At 66.1% G+C, this 15,247-nt stretch carries 13 protein-coding genes; 10 read left to right on the top strand and 3 right to left on the bottom strand.

The features are described 5' to 3' along the window. Position 1 precedes the first annotated feature (1 nt). The 5 genes from HMPREF2914_RS04580 to HMPREF2914_RS32720 all read left to right on the top strand — a co-directional run bounded on the left by HMPREF2914_RS04580 (position 2) and on the right by HMPREF2914_RS32720 (position 4,810). Positions 2-1,147, top strand: coding sequence for an acyl-CoA dehydrogenase family protein (locus HMPREF2914_RS04580; RefSeq protein ID WP_003086301.1), 1,146 nt, complete (start codon positions 2-4; stop codon positions 1,145-1,147). A gap of 40 nt (positions 1,148-1,187) precedes the next feature. Next, positions 1,188-2,105, top strand: coding sequence for an SDR family NAD(P)-dependent oxidoreductase (locus HMPREF2914_RS04575; RefSeq protein ID WP_003086302.1), 918 nt, complete (start codon positions 1,188-1,190; stop codon positions 2,103-2,105). Positions 2,106-2,120: 15 nt separating this feature from the next. Beyond that, complete coding sequence (locus HMPREF2914_RS04570; RefSeq protein WP_003086306.1) at positions 2,121-3,107, top strand: NADH:ubiquinone reductase; 987 nt, start codon at positions 2,121-2,123, stop codon at positions 3,105-3,107. 78 nt (positions 3,108-3,185) lie between these two features. Continuing rightward, on the top strand, positions 3,186-4,436 hold the full coding sequence (locus tag HMPREF2914_RS04565) for an OprD family porin (protein WP_023092134.1): 1,251 nt from the start codon (positions 3,186-3,188) through the stop codon (positions 4,434-4,436). A gap of 98 nt (positions 4,437-4,534) precedes the next feature. After that, a complete protein-coding gene (locus HMPREF2914_RS32720; RefSeq protein WP_023088486.1) occupies positions 4,535-4,810 on the top strand; it encodes a zinc ribbon domain-containing protein in 276 nt (91 codons plus the stop codon). A gap of 2 nt (positions 4,811-4,812) precedes the next feature. Here HMPREF2914_RS32720 and HMPREF2914_RS04560 read toward each other — a convergent pair whose 3' ends face one another. Beyond that, positions 4,813-5,289: a GreA/GreB family elongation factor gene (locus HMPREF2914_RS04560; RefSeq protein WP_003112531.1), complete on the bottom strand. Its 477-nt coding sequence runs from the start codon at positions 5,287-5,289 to the stop codon at positions 4,813-4,815. Positions 5,290-5,463: 174 nt separating this feature from the next. Between HMPREF2914_RS04560 and HMPREF2914_RS04555 the strand changes: the two genes are divergently transcribed. The 5 genes from HMPREF2914_RS04555 to rmuC all read left to right on the top strand — a co-directional run bounded on the left by HMPREF2914_RS04555 (position 5,464) and on the right by rmuC (position 11,761). Further along, positions 5,464-6,957, top strand: a complete 1,494-nt coding sequence (locus tag HMPREF2914_RS04555; protein ID WP_003086325.1) for an L-piperidine-6-carboxylate dehydrogenase — start codon at positions 5,464-5,466, stop codon at positions 6,955-6,957. 55 nt (positions 6,958-7,012) lie between these two features. Further along, positions 7,013-8,299 (top strand): L-pipecolate oxidase, encoded by a 1,287-nt coding sequence (locus HMPREF2914_RS04550; RefSeq protein ID WP_003086327.1) that lies wholly within the window; start codon positions 7,013-7,015, stop codon positions 8,297-8,299. Between the two features lie 72 nt (positions 8,300-8,371). After that, complete coding sequence (locus HMPREF2914_RS04545; RefSeq protein ID WP_003086329.1) at positions 8,372-8,740, top strand: antitoxin Xre/MbcA/ParS toxin-binding domain-containing protein; 369 nt, start codon at positions 8,372-8,374, stop codon at positions 8,738-8,740. Between the two features lie 134 nt (positions 8,741-8,874). Continuing rightward, positions 8,875-9,630, top strand: a complete 756-nt coding sequence (locus HMPREF2914_RS04540; RefSeq protein ID WP_003086331.1) for an RES family NAD+ phosphorylase — start codon at positions 8,875-8,877, stop codon at positions 9,628-9,630. A 769-nt stretch (positions 9,631-10,399) separates the two neighbouring features. Beyond that, entirely contained in the window at positions 10,400-11,761 is a 1,362-nt protein-coding gene (gene rmuC / locus HMPREF2914_RS04535) for a DNA recombination protein RmuC (protein ID WP_003134034.1), read from the top strand. Between the two features lie 154 nt (positions 11,762-11,915). Here the strand turns inward: rmuC and quiP are convergent, their stop codons facing one another. Further along, positions 11,916-14,459, bottom strand: a complete 2,544-nt coding sequence (gene quiP, locus HMPREF2914_RS04530) for an acyl-homoserine-lactone acylase QuiP (protein ID WP_009315399.1) — start codon at positions 14,457-14,459, stop codon at positions 11,916-11,918. Positions 14,460-14,581: 122 nt separating this feature from the next. Continuing rightward, complete coding sequence (locus tag HMPREF2914_RS04525) at positions 14,582-15,223, bottom strand: glutathione binding-like protein (RefSeq protein ID WP_003081964.1); 642 nt, start codon at positions 15,221-15,223, stop codon at positions 14,582-14,584. Positions 15,224-15,247: the final 24 nt, after the last annotated feature.

Below are 15,247 nucleotides of genomic sequence, written 5' to 3'. Positions count from 1 at the left end.
GATGACCGACTACGACAGTCTCGACGACAACGCCTTTCGCCTGATGGTCCGTGAGTGGATCGCCGCCAACTATCCGCAGCGCATCCGCAATCCGCCCCGTCGCCTGGGGCGCGAGGAAACCCGCGAGTGGTACCTGCTGTTGTCGCGCCAGGGCTGGCTGTGTCCCGGCTGGCCCAGGGAGTACGGCGGCATGGGGCTGAGCGCCGGCAAGCAACTGATCATGATGGAGGAAATGGAGGAGTACGGCTGCGCGCGCCTGCCCGACAGCGGCGTGACCATGCTCGGCCCATTGTTGATCCGCTATGGCGACGAGGCGCAACGGGCGCGCTTCCTGCCGCGCATTCTCAGCGGCGAAGACATCTGGTGCCAGGGCTACAGCGAGCCCAACGCCGGCTCCGACCTGGCCAGCCTGCGCACCGAGGCGCGCCTGGAAAACGGCGAGTGGGTGATCAACGGACAGAAGACCTGGACCACCATGGGCTCGGAGGCCAACTGGATCTTCCTGCTGGTCCGCACCGAGCGCAGCGCCAAGGCGCAGCACGGCATCAGCTTCCTGCTGGTGCCGATGGACAGCCCGGGCATCGAGGTGCGGCCGATCCTCAACCTGGAGCTGCACGGCGAGTTCTGCGAAGTGTTTTTCAACGACGTGCGGGTGCCCTACGACAGCCTGGTCGGCGAAATCAACCAGGGCTGGAGCATGGCCAAGGCGCTGCTCGGTTTCGAGCGGATCTTCCTCGGTTCGCCCAAGCAGTCCACCTTCGCCCTCCAGCGCCTGGAGCGCCTGGCCCGGCACCTGGGACTGTGGCACGACCCTCTGTTCGCGCGCCGCTTCGCCGCGCTGAGCATGGACCTGGACAGCCACAAAGCGCTCTACGAGCGTTTCGCCGAACGCCTGCGGCGTGGGGAGAGCCTCGGCCCGGAGGTATCCATGCTGAAGATCTTCCAGTCCGAACTGTTCCAGCGCATCAGCGAGCTGGGCCTGGAGGTCGCCGGGGAGGACTCGGCCCTGCTGCAGCCCTTCGCCGAAGACCCCGAGCTGCATCCGGCGGGGATCTTCATCCAGTCGCGGCCGACCACCATCTACGGCGGCAGCAACGAAATCCAGCGCAACATCCTGGCCAAGAGCGTCCTCGGCCTGCCGGGCTGAGCGCAACCGAACGACATCCACGGGACGAAGAGGATTACCCATGAGCAGCAGACTCAATGAAGGCAAGGTCGCGATCGTTACCGGCGCGGGCGGCGGCATCGGCCGCGAGATCGCCCTGGCCCTGGCCGATTCCGGGGCACGGGTGGTGATCAACGATATCGGCGTATCGCTACAGGGCGAGGGCGGGTCGGCCTCGCCGGCCGAAGAGACCCTTGGCCTAATCCGCCAGCGAGGCGGTGAAGGTCTGATCAACACCGACAGCGTCGCCGACTGGGACAGCGCGCGGCGTATCGTCGAATGCGCCATGGACGGTTTCGGGCGTCTGGATATCGTGGTGAACAACGCTGGCATCCTGCGCGATGCGATCTTCCACAAGATGAGCGCCGACGACTGGCTGTCGGTGATCAATGTCCATCTCAACGGCAGCTTCTTCGTCAGCCGGGCCGCCGCCGAACGCTTCCGTACCCAGCAGGCCGGCGCCTTCGTACACATGACCAGCACTTCCGGGCTGATCGGCAACTTCGGCCAGGCCAATTATTCCGCGGCCAAGCTGGGCATCGTCGCCTTGAGCAAATCCATCGCCCTCGACATGCAGCGCTACAACGTGCGTTCGAATTGCATCGCGCCGTTCGCCTGGAGCCGGATGACCGACTCGATTCCGGCCGAAACCCCGGAGCAGAAGGCCCGCGTCGACAAGCTGCAGCGCATGACCCCCGAGAAGAACGCGCCGCTGGCCGTCTACCTGGCGTCCGACGCCGCCCGCGAGGTCACCGGCCAGGTGTTCGCCGCGCGTCACCACGAACTCTTCCTGATGAGCCAGAGCCGGCCGCTGCGCAGTGTACATAGCGAGCACGGTTGGACCCCGGAGAGCATCGCCGAGCACGGCATGCCGGCGTTGCGCGGCAGCTTCATGGACCTGGCGCGCAGCCCGGACGTGTTCTCCTGGGACCCGATCTGACCGAGGAGGCAATCCATGGGCGTGTTCAGGACCCGTTTCACCGAGACCTTCGGCGTCGAACACCCGATCATGCAGGGCGGTATGCAGTGGGTCGGCCGTGCCGAGATGGCTGCGGCGGTGGCCAACGCCGGTGGCCTGGCGACGCTGTCGGCGTTGACCCAGCCGAGCCCGGAGGCACTGGCTGCGGAGATTGCCCGCTGCCGCGAGCTGACCGATCGGCCGTTCGGGGTCAACCTGACCTTGCTGCCGACGCAGAAGCCGGTGCCCTATGCCGAATATCGTGCAGCCATCATCGAGGCGGGAATCCGCGTCGTCGAAACCGCCGGCAACGACCCCGGCGAGCACATCGCCGAATTCCGTCGACACGGCGTCAAGGTGATCCACAAGTGCACCGCCGTGCGCCATGCGCTCAAGGCCGAGCGACTCGGTGTGGACGCCGTCTCCATCGACGGCTTCGAGTGTGCCGGCCACCCGGGCGAGGACGACATCCCCGGCCTGGTGTTGCTGCCGGCCGCGGCCAACCGGCTACGCGTGCCGATCATCGCCTCCGGCGGTTTCGCCGATGGACGTGGCCTGGTCGCGGCGCTGGCGCTGGGTGCCGACGCGATCAACATGGGCACGCGCTTCCTGGCCACTCGCGAATGTCCGATACACCCTGCGGTGAAGGCGGCGATCCGTGCGGCCGACGAGCGTTCCACCGACCTGATCATGCGTTCCCTGCGCAATACCGCGCGGGTGGCGCGCAACGCGATCAGCCAGGAAGTACTGGCGATCGAGGCACGCGGCGGCGCCGGCTACGCCGATATCGCCGCGCTGGTCAGCGGCCAGCGCGGTCGCCAGGTGTACCAGCAGGGCGATACCGACCTGGGGATCTGGTCGGCCGGCATGGTCCAGGGCCTGATCGACGACGAACCGGCCTGCGCCGAGTTGCTCAGGGACATCGTCGAGCAGGCGCGCCAACTGGTGCGTCAACGCCTGGAGGGCATGCTCGCCGGGGTCTGATCCGCTCCGCCACGGCGGTCGCGGCAGGGAGTGGCCGCGGCGCCGTGTCTATCCACTGACGACGAAGAGACAACAACAATGAAAATTCTTCCCGTTCCGATGCTGGCCGCGGGGCTGGCGTTGCTGCCGTCGTTCGCCCAGGCGGAGTTTTTTGCCGACGGCAAGGCCGGCCTCGAACTGCGCAATTTCTATTTCAATCGCGACTATCGCCAGCCCGGCGCCAGCCAGTCCTATTCGGAGGAGTGGGCGCAGGGTTTCCTGTTGCGCTACGAGTCCGGCTACACCGAGGGGCTCTTCGGCCTGGGTGTCGATGCGCTGGGCCTGCTGGGTGTCAGGCTGGACTCCTCGCCAGAGCGATCCGGTAGCGGTCTGTTGCCGTATTCGACGAGCGACCGGCGCGCCGCCCACGACTATTCCAGCCTGGGCCTGACCGCCAAGCTACGGGTCTCGCACAGTACGCTGAAGATCGGCACCCTGATGCCCAGGCTGCCGGTGGTGCAGTTCAACGACACGCGCCTGCACCCGCAAACCTTCCAGGGCGGACTGCTGGAAGTGAACGAGATCGACGGGCTGGCGCTGCAGTTCGGCCAGTTGCGCCAGGTCAAGCAGCGCGACTCGACCAACGCCGAAGACCTCGGCATCACCCGCGGCAACAAGCGCAACGTACTGGCGGGCCGGCACCCCGGCAGCGACCGCTTCGACTTCGCCGGCGGTACCTACCGCTGGAGCGAGCGCCTGAGCAGCAGCTACCACTACGCCAACCTGGAGGATTTCTACCGCCAGCATTATCTCGGCGTGCAGCACCTCTTGCCGCTCGCCGATGACCAGTCGCTGAAGTCCGACATCCGCTGGGCGCGTTCCACCGACGAGGGCGGCAGCCGCGTCGACAATCGCGCGCTGAATGCGCTGTTCACCTATCGCCTGGGCGGCCACGCCTTCGGCCTCGGCTACCAGCGCATGTCCGGCGACAGCGGTTTCGCCTACCTGGCCGGGACCGATCCGTATCTGGTCAACTTCGTGCAGATCGGCGATTTCGCCAACAAGGACGAGCGCTCCTGGCAGTTGCGCTACGACTACGATTTCGCCGCCATCGGCCTGCCCGGCCTGACATTCATGAGCCGCTACCTGCGTGGCGAACACATCGACCTTCTTGACGGCGGTGGGCGCGGCAAGGAATGGGAGCGGGACACCGATATCGCCTACCTGGTGCAATCGGGGCCGCTGAAGAACCTGGGGATCAAGTTGCGCAACGGCACCTTCCGCAGCGATTTCGGCAACGACATCGACGAGACCCGGCTGATCGTCAGCTACGCGTTGCCGCTGTGGTGAAGCGGACTTGAGTTTCCCGATGTTTCCGCGCCATTGACCCTGTAGTGGCTACAGCCTTTTCACTGGAAGCCGTCAGATCCAGACGAGAGGGTTGTGCCATGGGGTTCTTCGAACGGTTGTTGATGGGTGGGCGTCATCATGGACAGGGCGGTGGTCATCACGGCGGCGGTCATCACCGCGGTCAGGGCGGCTATCCGCCGGCGCCAGTCGCGGCGGGAATGGCCTGTCCCGCCTGCCGCACCGCGAATGCGGCGACGGCACGATTCTGCCAGGGCTGCGGCGGCGCCCTGGCGCCGCTGCGCTGTATCGCCTGCAACGCCGATCTCGCGGCGGGCGCGAAGTTCTGCGGCGCCTGCGGTGCGCCGCAGCAGTAGCCTCAGTCGACGGCGAGGATTTCCACCGCAAGGGGGGAGTCCTTCGCCCCGGTCTCGTCGCCCGGGTGCCTGCCGATCAGGCTCTGGCCCAGTGGCGAGCGAGGTGTGATGACCAACACCTCGCGACCTTCACAATCGATCTTCAGCCCGGCCGCCTCGGGGCCGAGGAACACTGTTCGCCGGCTGCCGTCGGCGTTCAGCAGGGTGACCAGCGCGGTGAGCTGGATGCCCTGTTCCTCGTCGAAATCGCGCAGCACCAGATTGCGGTACAGGCCCAGCGCCTGGCGGATCTCCTCGACCCGGCGCGACTGCCCGGCGGCCAGGTAGGCCGCCTCCAGGCCGAGGGTGTCGTACTTGTTCTCGGCGACGTTCTCTTCGTGGGTTGCCGTCTCATGGGCGGTCTGCGCGGCGCGGACGGCGACTTCCAGGTCCGCGGCGAGCTTTTCCGTGATCAGGCGCAACAGCTTTTTCTTGTCCATGTCGGGTAGGCGAGGGCTGGCCGGCGAAGGCGTGCATGGTACGGGAAAGACGGCGGATCGCGACAGCTCGGAGCCAGTATGAAAACTCGGAATGACGTGGCGAATAAAGGTCGTTTGTCGCTACCGGGCAAACCGACTAAAACGAGCGGAAACGAACAGCCAGGAGAACCTCACATGATCGACGGATTGCTGCGCAGTCTCGGCCTCGACCCCAATGCTTTTCGCGATGGCGAGCTTGCCGTGCATACCCCCATCGACGGCAGTCGCCTGGCTGCGGTGCGACTGGAGGGGCGCGCCGCCGTTGCCGCCAAGGTCGAGCGCGCCGAACAGGCGTTCCGCGCCTGGCGCCAGGTGCCGGCGCCGCGCCGTGGTGAACTGGTGCGGCTGTTCGGCGAGGAATTGCGTCGGCACAAGGCCGAACTCGGCGAACTGGTGTCCTGGGAGGCGGGCAAGATCACCCAGGAAGGCCTCGGCGAAGTCCAGGAAATGATCGATATCTGCGACTTCGCGGTGGGCCTCTCGCGCCAGTTGTACGGTCTTACCATCGCATCCGAGCGTCCCGGCCACCACATGCGCGAGACCTGGCACCCGCTGGGCGTGGTAGGCGTGATCAGCGCGTTCAACTTCCCAGTCGCGGTGTGGTCGTGGAATACCGCGCTGGCGCTGGTCTGCGGTAATTCCGTGGTCTGGAAGCCTTCGGAGAAGACCCCCCTCACCGCACTGGCCTGCCAGGCACTGTTCGAGCGTGCCGCGCGGGCCTTCGGCGGCGATGCGCCGGCGCACCTGAGCCAATTGCTGATCGGCGACCGCGAGGCCGGCGAAGCGCTGGTGGACGACCGTCGCGTCGCCCTGGTCAGCGCCACCGGCAGCACTCGCATGGGGCGCGAAGTGGCGCCGCGGGTGGCGGCGCGTTTCGCTCGCTGCATCCTCGAACTGGGCGGCAACAACGCGATGATCCTGGCGCCAAGCGCCGACCTCGACCTGGCGGTGCGCGGCATCCTGTTCGGCGCAGTGGGCACCGCCGGGCAGCGCTGCACCACCTTGCGCCGGTTGATTGCCCATGAGTCGGTGAAGGACGAGATAGTCGAGCGCCTCAAGGCAGCCTATTCCAGGGTCCGTATCGGTCATCCGCTGGAGGGCAACCTGGTCGGGCCGCTGATCGACGAACGCAGCTACCTGGCCATGCAGGACGCCCTGGCGCGAGCCCGCGAGCAGGGGGGACGGGTGTTCGGCGGCGAGCGGCAATTGCAGGAGCGCTATCCGGATGCCTACTACGTGTCGCCGGCCATCGTCGAGATGCCGGGACAGACCGAAGTGGTGCGCACGGAGACCTTCGCACCGATCCTGTACGTGGTCGGCTACCGCGATTTCGACGAGGCCCTGCGCCTGAACAACGAGGTTCCCCAGGGACTGTCGTCGTGCATCTTCACCACCGACCTGCGCGAGGCGGAACTGTTCCAGGGCGCGGCGGGCAGTGACTGCGGGATCGCCAACGTCAACATCGGCACCAGCGGGGCGGAAATCGGCGGGGCGTTCGGCGGCGAGAAAGAGACCGGCGGCGGTCGCGAGTCCGGCTCGGACGCCTGGAAGGCCTACATGCGACGGCAGACCAACACCGTCAACTATTCCCGCGAGCTGCCGCTGGCACAGGGCATCACCTTCGATTGAACGGGGCGCGGCGGGCTCCCGCCGCATGGCAATGAGGCTGGCAGCGGAGTCGCGCATGGGCGGTTTGCAGCAACGGTGTCTGTGGGAAGTGGTTACGCCTCGCCTGTCCGGAGCGGCGAGCCTGAACGGCGAGCAGCGCGCCGACGTATGTGTGATCGGCGCCGGTTTCACCGGGCTTTCGGCGGCGCTCCACCTGCTGGAGGCGGGCCGTTCGGTGTGCGTGCTGGAAGCGTACGAGGTCGGCCACGGCGGGTCGGGACGTAATGTCGGATTGATCAACGCCGGCACCTGGATTCCCCCGGACGAGGTGGTCGCCACCCTCGGCGCCGAGCAGGGAGAAAAGCTCAACGCCGTGCTGGGGCGGGCGCCGGCGCTGGTGATGGAGACCATCGAACGCCTCGGCATCGATTGCCAGTTGCGCCGCGAGGGCACCCTGCACATGTCGCACAACGCCAGCGGCGTGGCCGATCTGCAACGCCGTCACGCGCAGTGGACGCGCCGCGGCGCTCCGCTGGAGTTGCTGACCGGCGCGGCTTGCCACGAGGCCTGCGGCACCCGGCGAATCAGCGCGGCGTTGCTCGACCGACGCGCCGGCACTCTCAATCCCATGGCCTATTCGCGCGGACTGGCCACTGCCGTCGTACAGCGTGGCGGGCAACTGTACCAGCGCTCGCCGGTGCTCGCCCTGGAGCGGCAGGGCGCGCTGTGGGCGGTGCGCAGCGCCGCGGGGGCGGTACTGGCGGAACAGGTGGTGATCGCCTCCAACGCCTATACCGAGGGCGAGTGGACCAACCTGAGGCGGCACTTCTTTCCCGGCTACTACTACCAGGTGGCTTCGGCGCCGCTGCACGGCGCCGCGGCCGAGCGCATCCTGCCTCACGGCCAGGGTTCCTGGGACACCAGGACGGTGCTCAGCAGCATCCGTCGCGATGCCCAGGGCCGCCTGTTGCTGGGAAGCCTCGGCAATGGCGCGAACAAGCCCGCCTGGTTCCTGCGGCAATGGGCCGATCGAATCCAGAGCCATTACTTTCCCGACCTGGGCCAGGTCAACTGGGAGTACAGCTGGACGGGTTGCATCGCCTTCACCCCCGATCATCTGATGCGCCTGTTCGAGCCTGCGCAAGGCTTGCTGGCGGTGACCGGCTACAACGGACGCGGCGTGACCACCGGTACGGTAGTGGGCAAGGCGTTCGCCGACTACCTGCTGAGCGGCGAGCGAGCGACATTGCCGTTGCCGTTCAGTGACATGAAGCCCGTCCCCGCGGCCAGGCTGCGCAGTTGCGCCTACGAGATGGGTTTTTCTCTCTATCACGCCGGTCAATGCTTGCGCGTGGTTCTCTAGGTTCGACCGAATCAAGGTGTGTTTTCAGCAAAATAATGATAGTTTGTTGTAAACACACATGAGGAGGTCGTCATGAGCGCTCTCATCAAGGAACGTCCCAGCGCCGATGCTGTCCTGGCCAAGGCCGTCCTGGCCGCGCGCGAGCAATTGGGGCTGACGCAGCTCGAACTGGCCGGCATCGTCGGCGTCGATCGCAGCGCCATCAGCCGCTGGAAGACCCAGGGCCTGCGGGTGGACAGCAAGACCGGCGAGCTGGCTCTGCTGCTGGTGCGAGTCTATCGCGCACTGTATGCCCTGTTCGGCGGGCAGCAGGAGGACATGCGCCACTTCCTGCGCACTCCCAACCATCACCTGGCGGGCGAGCCGCTGGCACTGATGGGACAGGTGCAGGGCCTGGTTCATGTGCTGGAATACCTCGATGCGATCCGCGGCAAGGTCTGATGCCCGGCGCGCCTGTACGGGGGCCTACGCCTGTCACGGAAAAGGCTGGCAGCCAGAGGCGACACGCCTGGCTGAATGGAGACTGCGGTGCCGCTACGCTGGCATCCGACACCACAGGAAGCGAGGGGCGGAAGGTGAGCGAGATCTGGCGACAGTGCAAGGGTGAGCGGCATGTCCGACCGCTCCAGGGGCGGCTGGTGCGGTTGGTGGAGAGCCAGGAGCAGGTGGCGACCCTGCAATTGGTCGACACCCTGGAAGAACAGGCGTTGCTCGAGGAACTGCTCGAGTCGAGCAAGCCGCCGGTGCCGGCGGATGCCGAGCCATTGCATTACCTGTTGAAGACCCCGTTCCGTTATCCGCCCTTGCGTTGGGGGTCGCGGTTTGGCCGTCGTCACGAGCCAAGCCTGTTCTACGCCGCGTTGAAGCTGGAAACGGCCATGGCCGAAAGCGCGTATTACCGTTGTGTCCTGTGGAGTGGCATGGCGGTGCCGCCACCGAGCGGGAGGATTCTGTCCGAGCACGCTTCGTTCGAGGCGGGCTGGAAGGTGGAGCGGGGAATCCGTCTGCAGGCGCCGCCTTTCTCCGATCACGAGGCTGCGCTGACCGACATCGCCGACTACCGCGCTCCCCAGGAACTGGGAAGTGCCATGCGCAGCGCCGGGGTGCAGGCATTCGAATACCGTTCGGCGCGTTGCCCGGAGCGCGGCTGCAATGTCGCCCTGTTCACGCCCGCGGCCTTCACCGAAAAGCGTCCTCGCAACCTGACGCCCTGGCTGTGCGAAACCACGGCCGGTTACGTGGCGTTCAAGCCGGCGCATGTGCCGGGGTCGCCGAAAATCTTCTCCTGGGAGCTGTTCCTGGTGGACGGAAAGTTGCCGCATCCGGCGTGAGTGGAGGGTCGCACGGTTGTCAGCGATCCGGGGTCGCCGTCTGGAGGCCGCAACCTGCTGGTTGGGCGGGGCTGGCCTGCATGCCCCCAGGGAAAGAGTGGCTGGGGATTTCGAACGGCATTGCCCTGCAATGGGGCGGCAAGAGGCTTCGGCGAAAATTTGTGCACAAATGGAAAGCAGCTTGTCAAGGGTTGAGAGCGTTAGGCTCTAAACGCTTGATTTTTCATGTTTGAAACGTAACTTATTGAAAAATAACGATAAAAATAGTTGGTGAAAAAATCGTCAATCTGTCCCATAGCCCCACTCCATCGGGGGTTCGGCAGTTTTTTAGGGGCTTTTCCACTGGGTTATCCACAGGATCTGTGGATTTCCCAAGCGCTTGCTCGACAGCACATCGCACGCTCCAAGGCAAGCCCTGTAGCCGCGACAAAAATGCCGTGGAAGCAGAAATTTCCCGGCGGCGAAGGGCGCAGGGCGATGGCTTCCGTTACGGAAGTATCTGAAATGTCCTGCGCATGGGGTTACGCACAGCTCGGAAGCGGAGTGCTCGTTCGGCGCGGCGCTATTCGCTCGACGGTCTTTTCCCAAGAACCTAGAATCCGCTGCACGCGCGCCTGCCAGGCGGGTGTTGCGTCGTTTTCCGCTGGAGTGCCCCATGCCCGTCGATCTACCGAACCTGTTGCTTGGCCTGCTGGCTGCCGCGATTCCCCTGGCCGGCCTGGCATGGCAGCTACAGAGAAGGGCCAGCCTGGCGGAGCGCGAGATAGCCTTGCTCGGCGAGCGACTGGCGACCGCGCAACTGGCCCAGGACGGGCTGAATGCGCAGTTGGAGACCAGCAGGGAGGCTTACCAGCAACTCGGCGAGCGCCATGCCAGGCTCGCCGGTGAGGTCGCCGCGCTGCGTCGGGAAGCCGAGTTGATGGGGGAGGAGCGGCAACGGGCGTCCCAGGCGGAGGCACGTTGGGCCAGCGAGCGCCAGGGCCGGGAAGAGGAAGTGCGTCGCCTGGCTTCCGAACGGGCTGCGCTGGCTGCGGAACTGCGCGAACAGCAGGAAAGCCACCAGCAGCGCCTGACCGACCTGCAGTCGGCCCGCGACGAGTTGCGGGCACAGTTCGCCGAACTGGCGGGAAAGATCTTCGACGAACGCGAACAGCGTTTCGCCGAAACCAGTCAGCAGCGCCTGGGGCAGATGCTCGATCCGCTCAAGGAGCGCATCCAGGCGTTCGAGAAGCGGGTGGAGGAAAGCTACCAGCAGGAAGCGCGCGAGCGTTTCTCCCTGAGCAAGGAACTGGAGCGTCTGCAGCAGCTCAACCTGCGCCTGGGCGAGGAAGCGACCAACCTGACCCGCGCGCTCAAGGGCCAGAAGACCCAGGGCAACTGGGGCGAACTGGTGCTGGAGCGGGTGCTCGAGCATGCGGGCCTGGAAAAAGGCCGGGAATACGAGACCCAGGTCAGCCTGAAGGGCGCCGAGGGCGAACGCTTCCAGCCGGACGTGCTGATCCGCCTGCCCGGCGACAAGCAGGTGGTGGTGGATGCCAAGGTCAGTCTCACGGCCTACCAGCAGTACATCGCCGCTGACGACGATCTGCTGCGCCAGCAGGCGCTGAAGCAGCACGTAACGTCGTTGCGCAACCATGTGAAAGGCCTCTCCGGCAAGGACTATCGACGCCTGGAAGGGTTGCACAGCCTCGACTTCGTCCTGCTGTTCATGCCGATCGAGGCGGCTTTTTCGACGGCCCTGCAGGCCGAGCCGAACCTGTTCCAGGACGCCTTCGCGCAGAATATCGTGATCGTCAGCCCGACCACCCTGCTGGCCACCCTGCGGGTAATCGACAGCCTCTGGCGCCAGGAGCGGCAGAACCAGAATGCGCGGGAAATCGCCGAACGTGCCGGTTCGCTGTATGACAAGTTCGTGCTCTTCGTCCAGGACCTCGATGAGGTCGGTTCGCGCCTGCAGCAACTGGACAAGGCCTATGCCGCGGCGCGCAACAAGCTCACCGAGGGACGTGGCAACCTGATCAGTCGCAGCGAGCAACTCAAGCTGCTCGGTGCCCGCGCCAGCAAGAGCCTGCCGACGGACTGGCTGGACCGGGCGCTGGTGGCGCCCGTGGAAGAGGCCGGAGAGGAGTGAGATCAGTTCGATCCCGTGCCCGGGCTTTCGAGAAAACGGAGGCTTTCCGGGAGGGGGATAAAAGAAGGGCGTCCGGAAGGACGCCCTGAAGATGATCATGGAGTAAGTCGGCTGTTCAGAGCCACGGCGCGGAGGAAAGTTCCGCGCCGTCCGTTCAGCGAGCGGGAGTGAGCGTCAGCCGCTTGTTGCCGTAAACGCGATCGAGGTTCTGTGGCTGGAACGGGAAGCTGACGTAGCGCCCCTTGAGCCAGGCGTCGATACCGTCGGCGTAGTGCGGGCTGGCCGGATTGCCGGATTGGCCGCTGCTGTTCACGCCGATCATCGGTTCGCTCTGGCCGAAGTCGACGATTAGCCGCATCGCCGGGATCAGCCAAGTGTCGAAGTCCTGGCCCCAGCCGTAGGCCGATACGTCCAGCGTGGTGTGGTCGCCGCCGGCCGGATAGGGCCCGCGATCGAGATAGCCCTTGATCGCGCCGAGTCCGGCGCGCTCGCCGGCGCCCAGGTAGGGGGCCATTTTCGAGCTGTCGCTCCGCCATTCGTAGGTGTGCAGCTTGCCCCATTGCCAGGCCTTGCGCTCGCTCCCCAGTCGCTGTTCGCAGAACTCCACGGCGGCGGCGAGGCTGCGCGCGAGGATTGCCGGCTTGTCCTCCTTCTGCGGAGTGCGGGTATCGTCCCAGAACGGACTGTCGTCGCGCCCGAGCAGGTGGTCGGCTTGCGCCGAGTAGGAGAGGTTGGCGGTCTCGACGAAGGCTTTCCAGGCAGGGCCGTCTTCCGGTCCTAGCTCGTCGAGGAATATCTGCCTGGCGCTCTCGTGGAGGAAGGCGCCGTACAGCGCGGCGTCGCTGGAGCTGGCTGTCAGCTTGCCGTCGAACGCCATCAGCCGGTCGTAGGCCTCCCGCGCCCGGCTGCGTTGCGCCTCCGGCAAGGCGTCGATGGCCTGGCGCAGCGGCGCCGCCATGCCGGGATTGTCGAACATGGCTTGCAGCTTGGCGACGAACAGCGAGGTCTGGTCGTACTGCATGCGGATCATGCTCTGGGTGTCGTGGCTCTTGCTGGCACCGGCGAGCTGGGCGATGCGCTCGGCGCGCTCCGGGTAGTACCAGGAATTGGACAACTGGGCGCCGTAGCCGGGCTGCACGGTGCGGTGGTTGGCGGTACCCAGCCAGCCCTGCTGCGGGTCCTGGTCGGAGGGGTGGAGGATCGGGTCGGCATAGCCATCCCAGTCGTAGCGGCCGTCCCAGCCAGGGGAGGGCAGCAGGCCGCGACCCTCCTTGCGGTTCGGATAGCGTCCGGTGACCTGCCAGCCGATGTGCTTTTCGTCGGCGAACACGATGTTCAGCGGCATCGCGCGAATCTCGCGGGTGGCGTCGAAGGCCTGCTCGATGGTCTTGGCCCGCGACAGGTCGAAGAAGCCGTCCAGGGTCTTGTCGGCTTCCTGCTGGATGCTCCGGTAGGCCAGTCCGTAGCCGCTCTTCAGCGGCAGCGGCTGGAGGATGTTCTTGCGCTCGCCCAGGGCGCTGTTGAGCAGCGGGCCATGGCGGGTTTCGTGGATGACCTCGCGGATCGGCCGCTGGCCCTTGATGAAGAAGGTTTCCTGGCGTTCGCGGGTTGGCTGCCACTTGCCGTCGGCCAGGTAATAGAGCCGGTTGCCCTGGCGTCGCAACTGTTCCAGGTAGAGATCCTGGTTGTCGCCCAGGACCATGGTCATGCCCCAGGCCAGCTTGCCGTTGAAGCCCGCCACCACGCCCGGCAGACCGGCGATGGAAACGCCCGCGGCCTGGTACTTGGGCGAGCGGATCTGCACGTAGTTCCACACCGACGGCATGCTCAGCGGCAGGTGGGTGTCGTTGGCCATCAGGCTCTTGCCGCTGCGGCTGCGTTGCGGCGCGATAGCCCAGTTGTTCGAGGCGGCGACCCCGAGCATGCTCAGCGCTGCGACCTGCCGCGCCGCGTCCTCGACGCCCGCGAGGCCGGGAACCTGCCCGTCCAGGCGCAGGCCCTTGAGCTTTTCCGCCTCGTCGAACGGCAGGTTTTCGTCGGGATAGGTCGGCGTCAGCCAGGCCAGCTTGTCGCTGCCGACCTTCTGCGCGAGCGTCAGCGAGGCGATTTCTTCCTGCAGGTTCACCGCCAGGCCGAAGTTGAGCAGGGCGAAGACCAGGGCCGAGTCCTCGGGCTTCCAGTATTCCGGACGGTAGCCGGACTGGGCCAGGTCCATCGGCAGCTTGTCGCGATAGCGATACAGGTAGGCGTTGACCCCGCGCGCGTAGACCTCGAAGAAGCGTTGCAGGCGCGGCGAGGCGTTCCTGTACTGGATCTCCGCGGCCTGGCGCAGGTTCACGGTACGCATGAAACGGTCGATCTCCAGCGCGCCGGGGCCGACCATCTCGGCCAGCCGTCCCTGGGCCAGCAGGCGCAGGCTGACCATCTGGCTCAGGCGGTCGGAGGCGTGTACGTAGCCCAGGGCGAACAGCGCGTCATGGAAGGTGCCGGTTTCGATCAGTGGCATGCCCAGCGCGTTGCGCCGGATCGATACGTTTTGCGCCAGGCCCTTGATCGGTTGTACGCCGGAGGTCGGCGGCAGGCTGTCGGCGTAGCGATCGTCGAGCCAGGACTGGCAACCGGCCAGGCCCAGGAGGGTGCCGAAGGCCGCGGCGGCGCCGCAACGGGGAAGAAAACGCATGAAGGCTGGCGAGGCCATGGGGTGGGGGCTCCTGCGGGAGTGGTCGCGTCGAGAGGCGCTACGTTAGTGAGGAGCGCAGGGCTGCGCAAGCTCCGCCTGCGGTCGTCCGCGAGGACGTCCGCAGGCCGGCTCGGGACCCGCTACTGCGGCGGATTGATGCGCTCCACCAAAGCATAGGCGCGTTGCGTCGCCGGACGCTGGCGAATGCTCTCGAACCAGCGCTGCAGGTGTGGGAAGTCGGCGAGATCCTGCTCCTGCCACTGGTGTGGGACGATCCACGGATAGATGGCCATGTCGGCGATGCTGTAGTCGTCGCCGGCGACGAAGGCGCGGTCCGCCAGGCGCTGGTCGAGAACGCCGTACAGGCGCGCGGTTTCCTTGACGTAACGGTCGATGGCGTAGGGAATCTTCTCCGGGGCGAAGCGGTTGAAATGGTGGTTCTGCCCGGCCATCGGCCCCAGCCCGCCCATCTGCCAGAACAGCCACTGCAGGGTTTCCTGGCGCGCGCGCAGGTCCTTGGCGAGGAAGCGTCCGGTCTTTTCCGCGAGATAGAGCAGGATGGCGCCGGACTCGAACAGCGACAGGGGAGCGCCGCCGTCGGCTGGTTGGCGATCGACGATGGCGGGAATCTTGTTGTTCGGCGACACCTTCAGGAAATCCGCCTGGAACTGGTCGCCCTGGCTGATATTGATCGGATGGATGGCGTAGGGCAGGCCGGTTTCTTCCAGGAAAAGAGTAATCTTGTGGCCGTTCGGGGTGGTCCAGTAGTACAGGTCGATCATCGGTGCGTCTCCGGCTCGTCGATG

It is taken from the genome of Pseudomonas sp. HMSC067G02, from assembly GCF_001813485.1.
GTDB lineage: Bacteria > Pseudomonadota > Gammaproteobacteria > Pseudomonadales > Pseudomonadaceae > Pseudomonas > Pseudomonas aeruginosa.
This window is presented reverse-complemented; position numbering and strand designations above follow the sequence as displayed.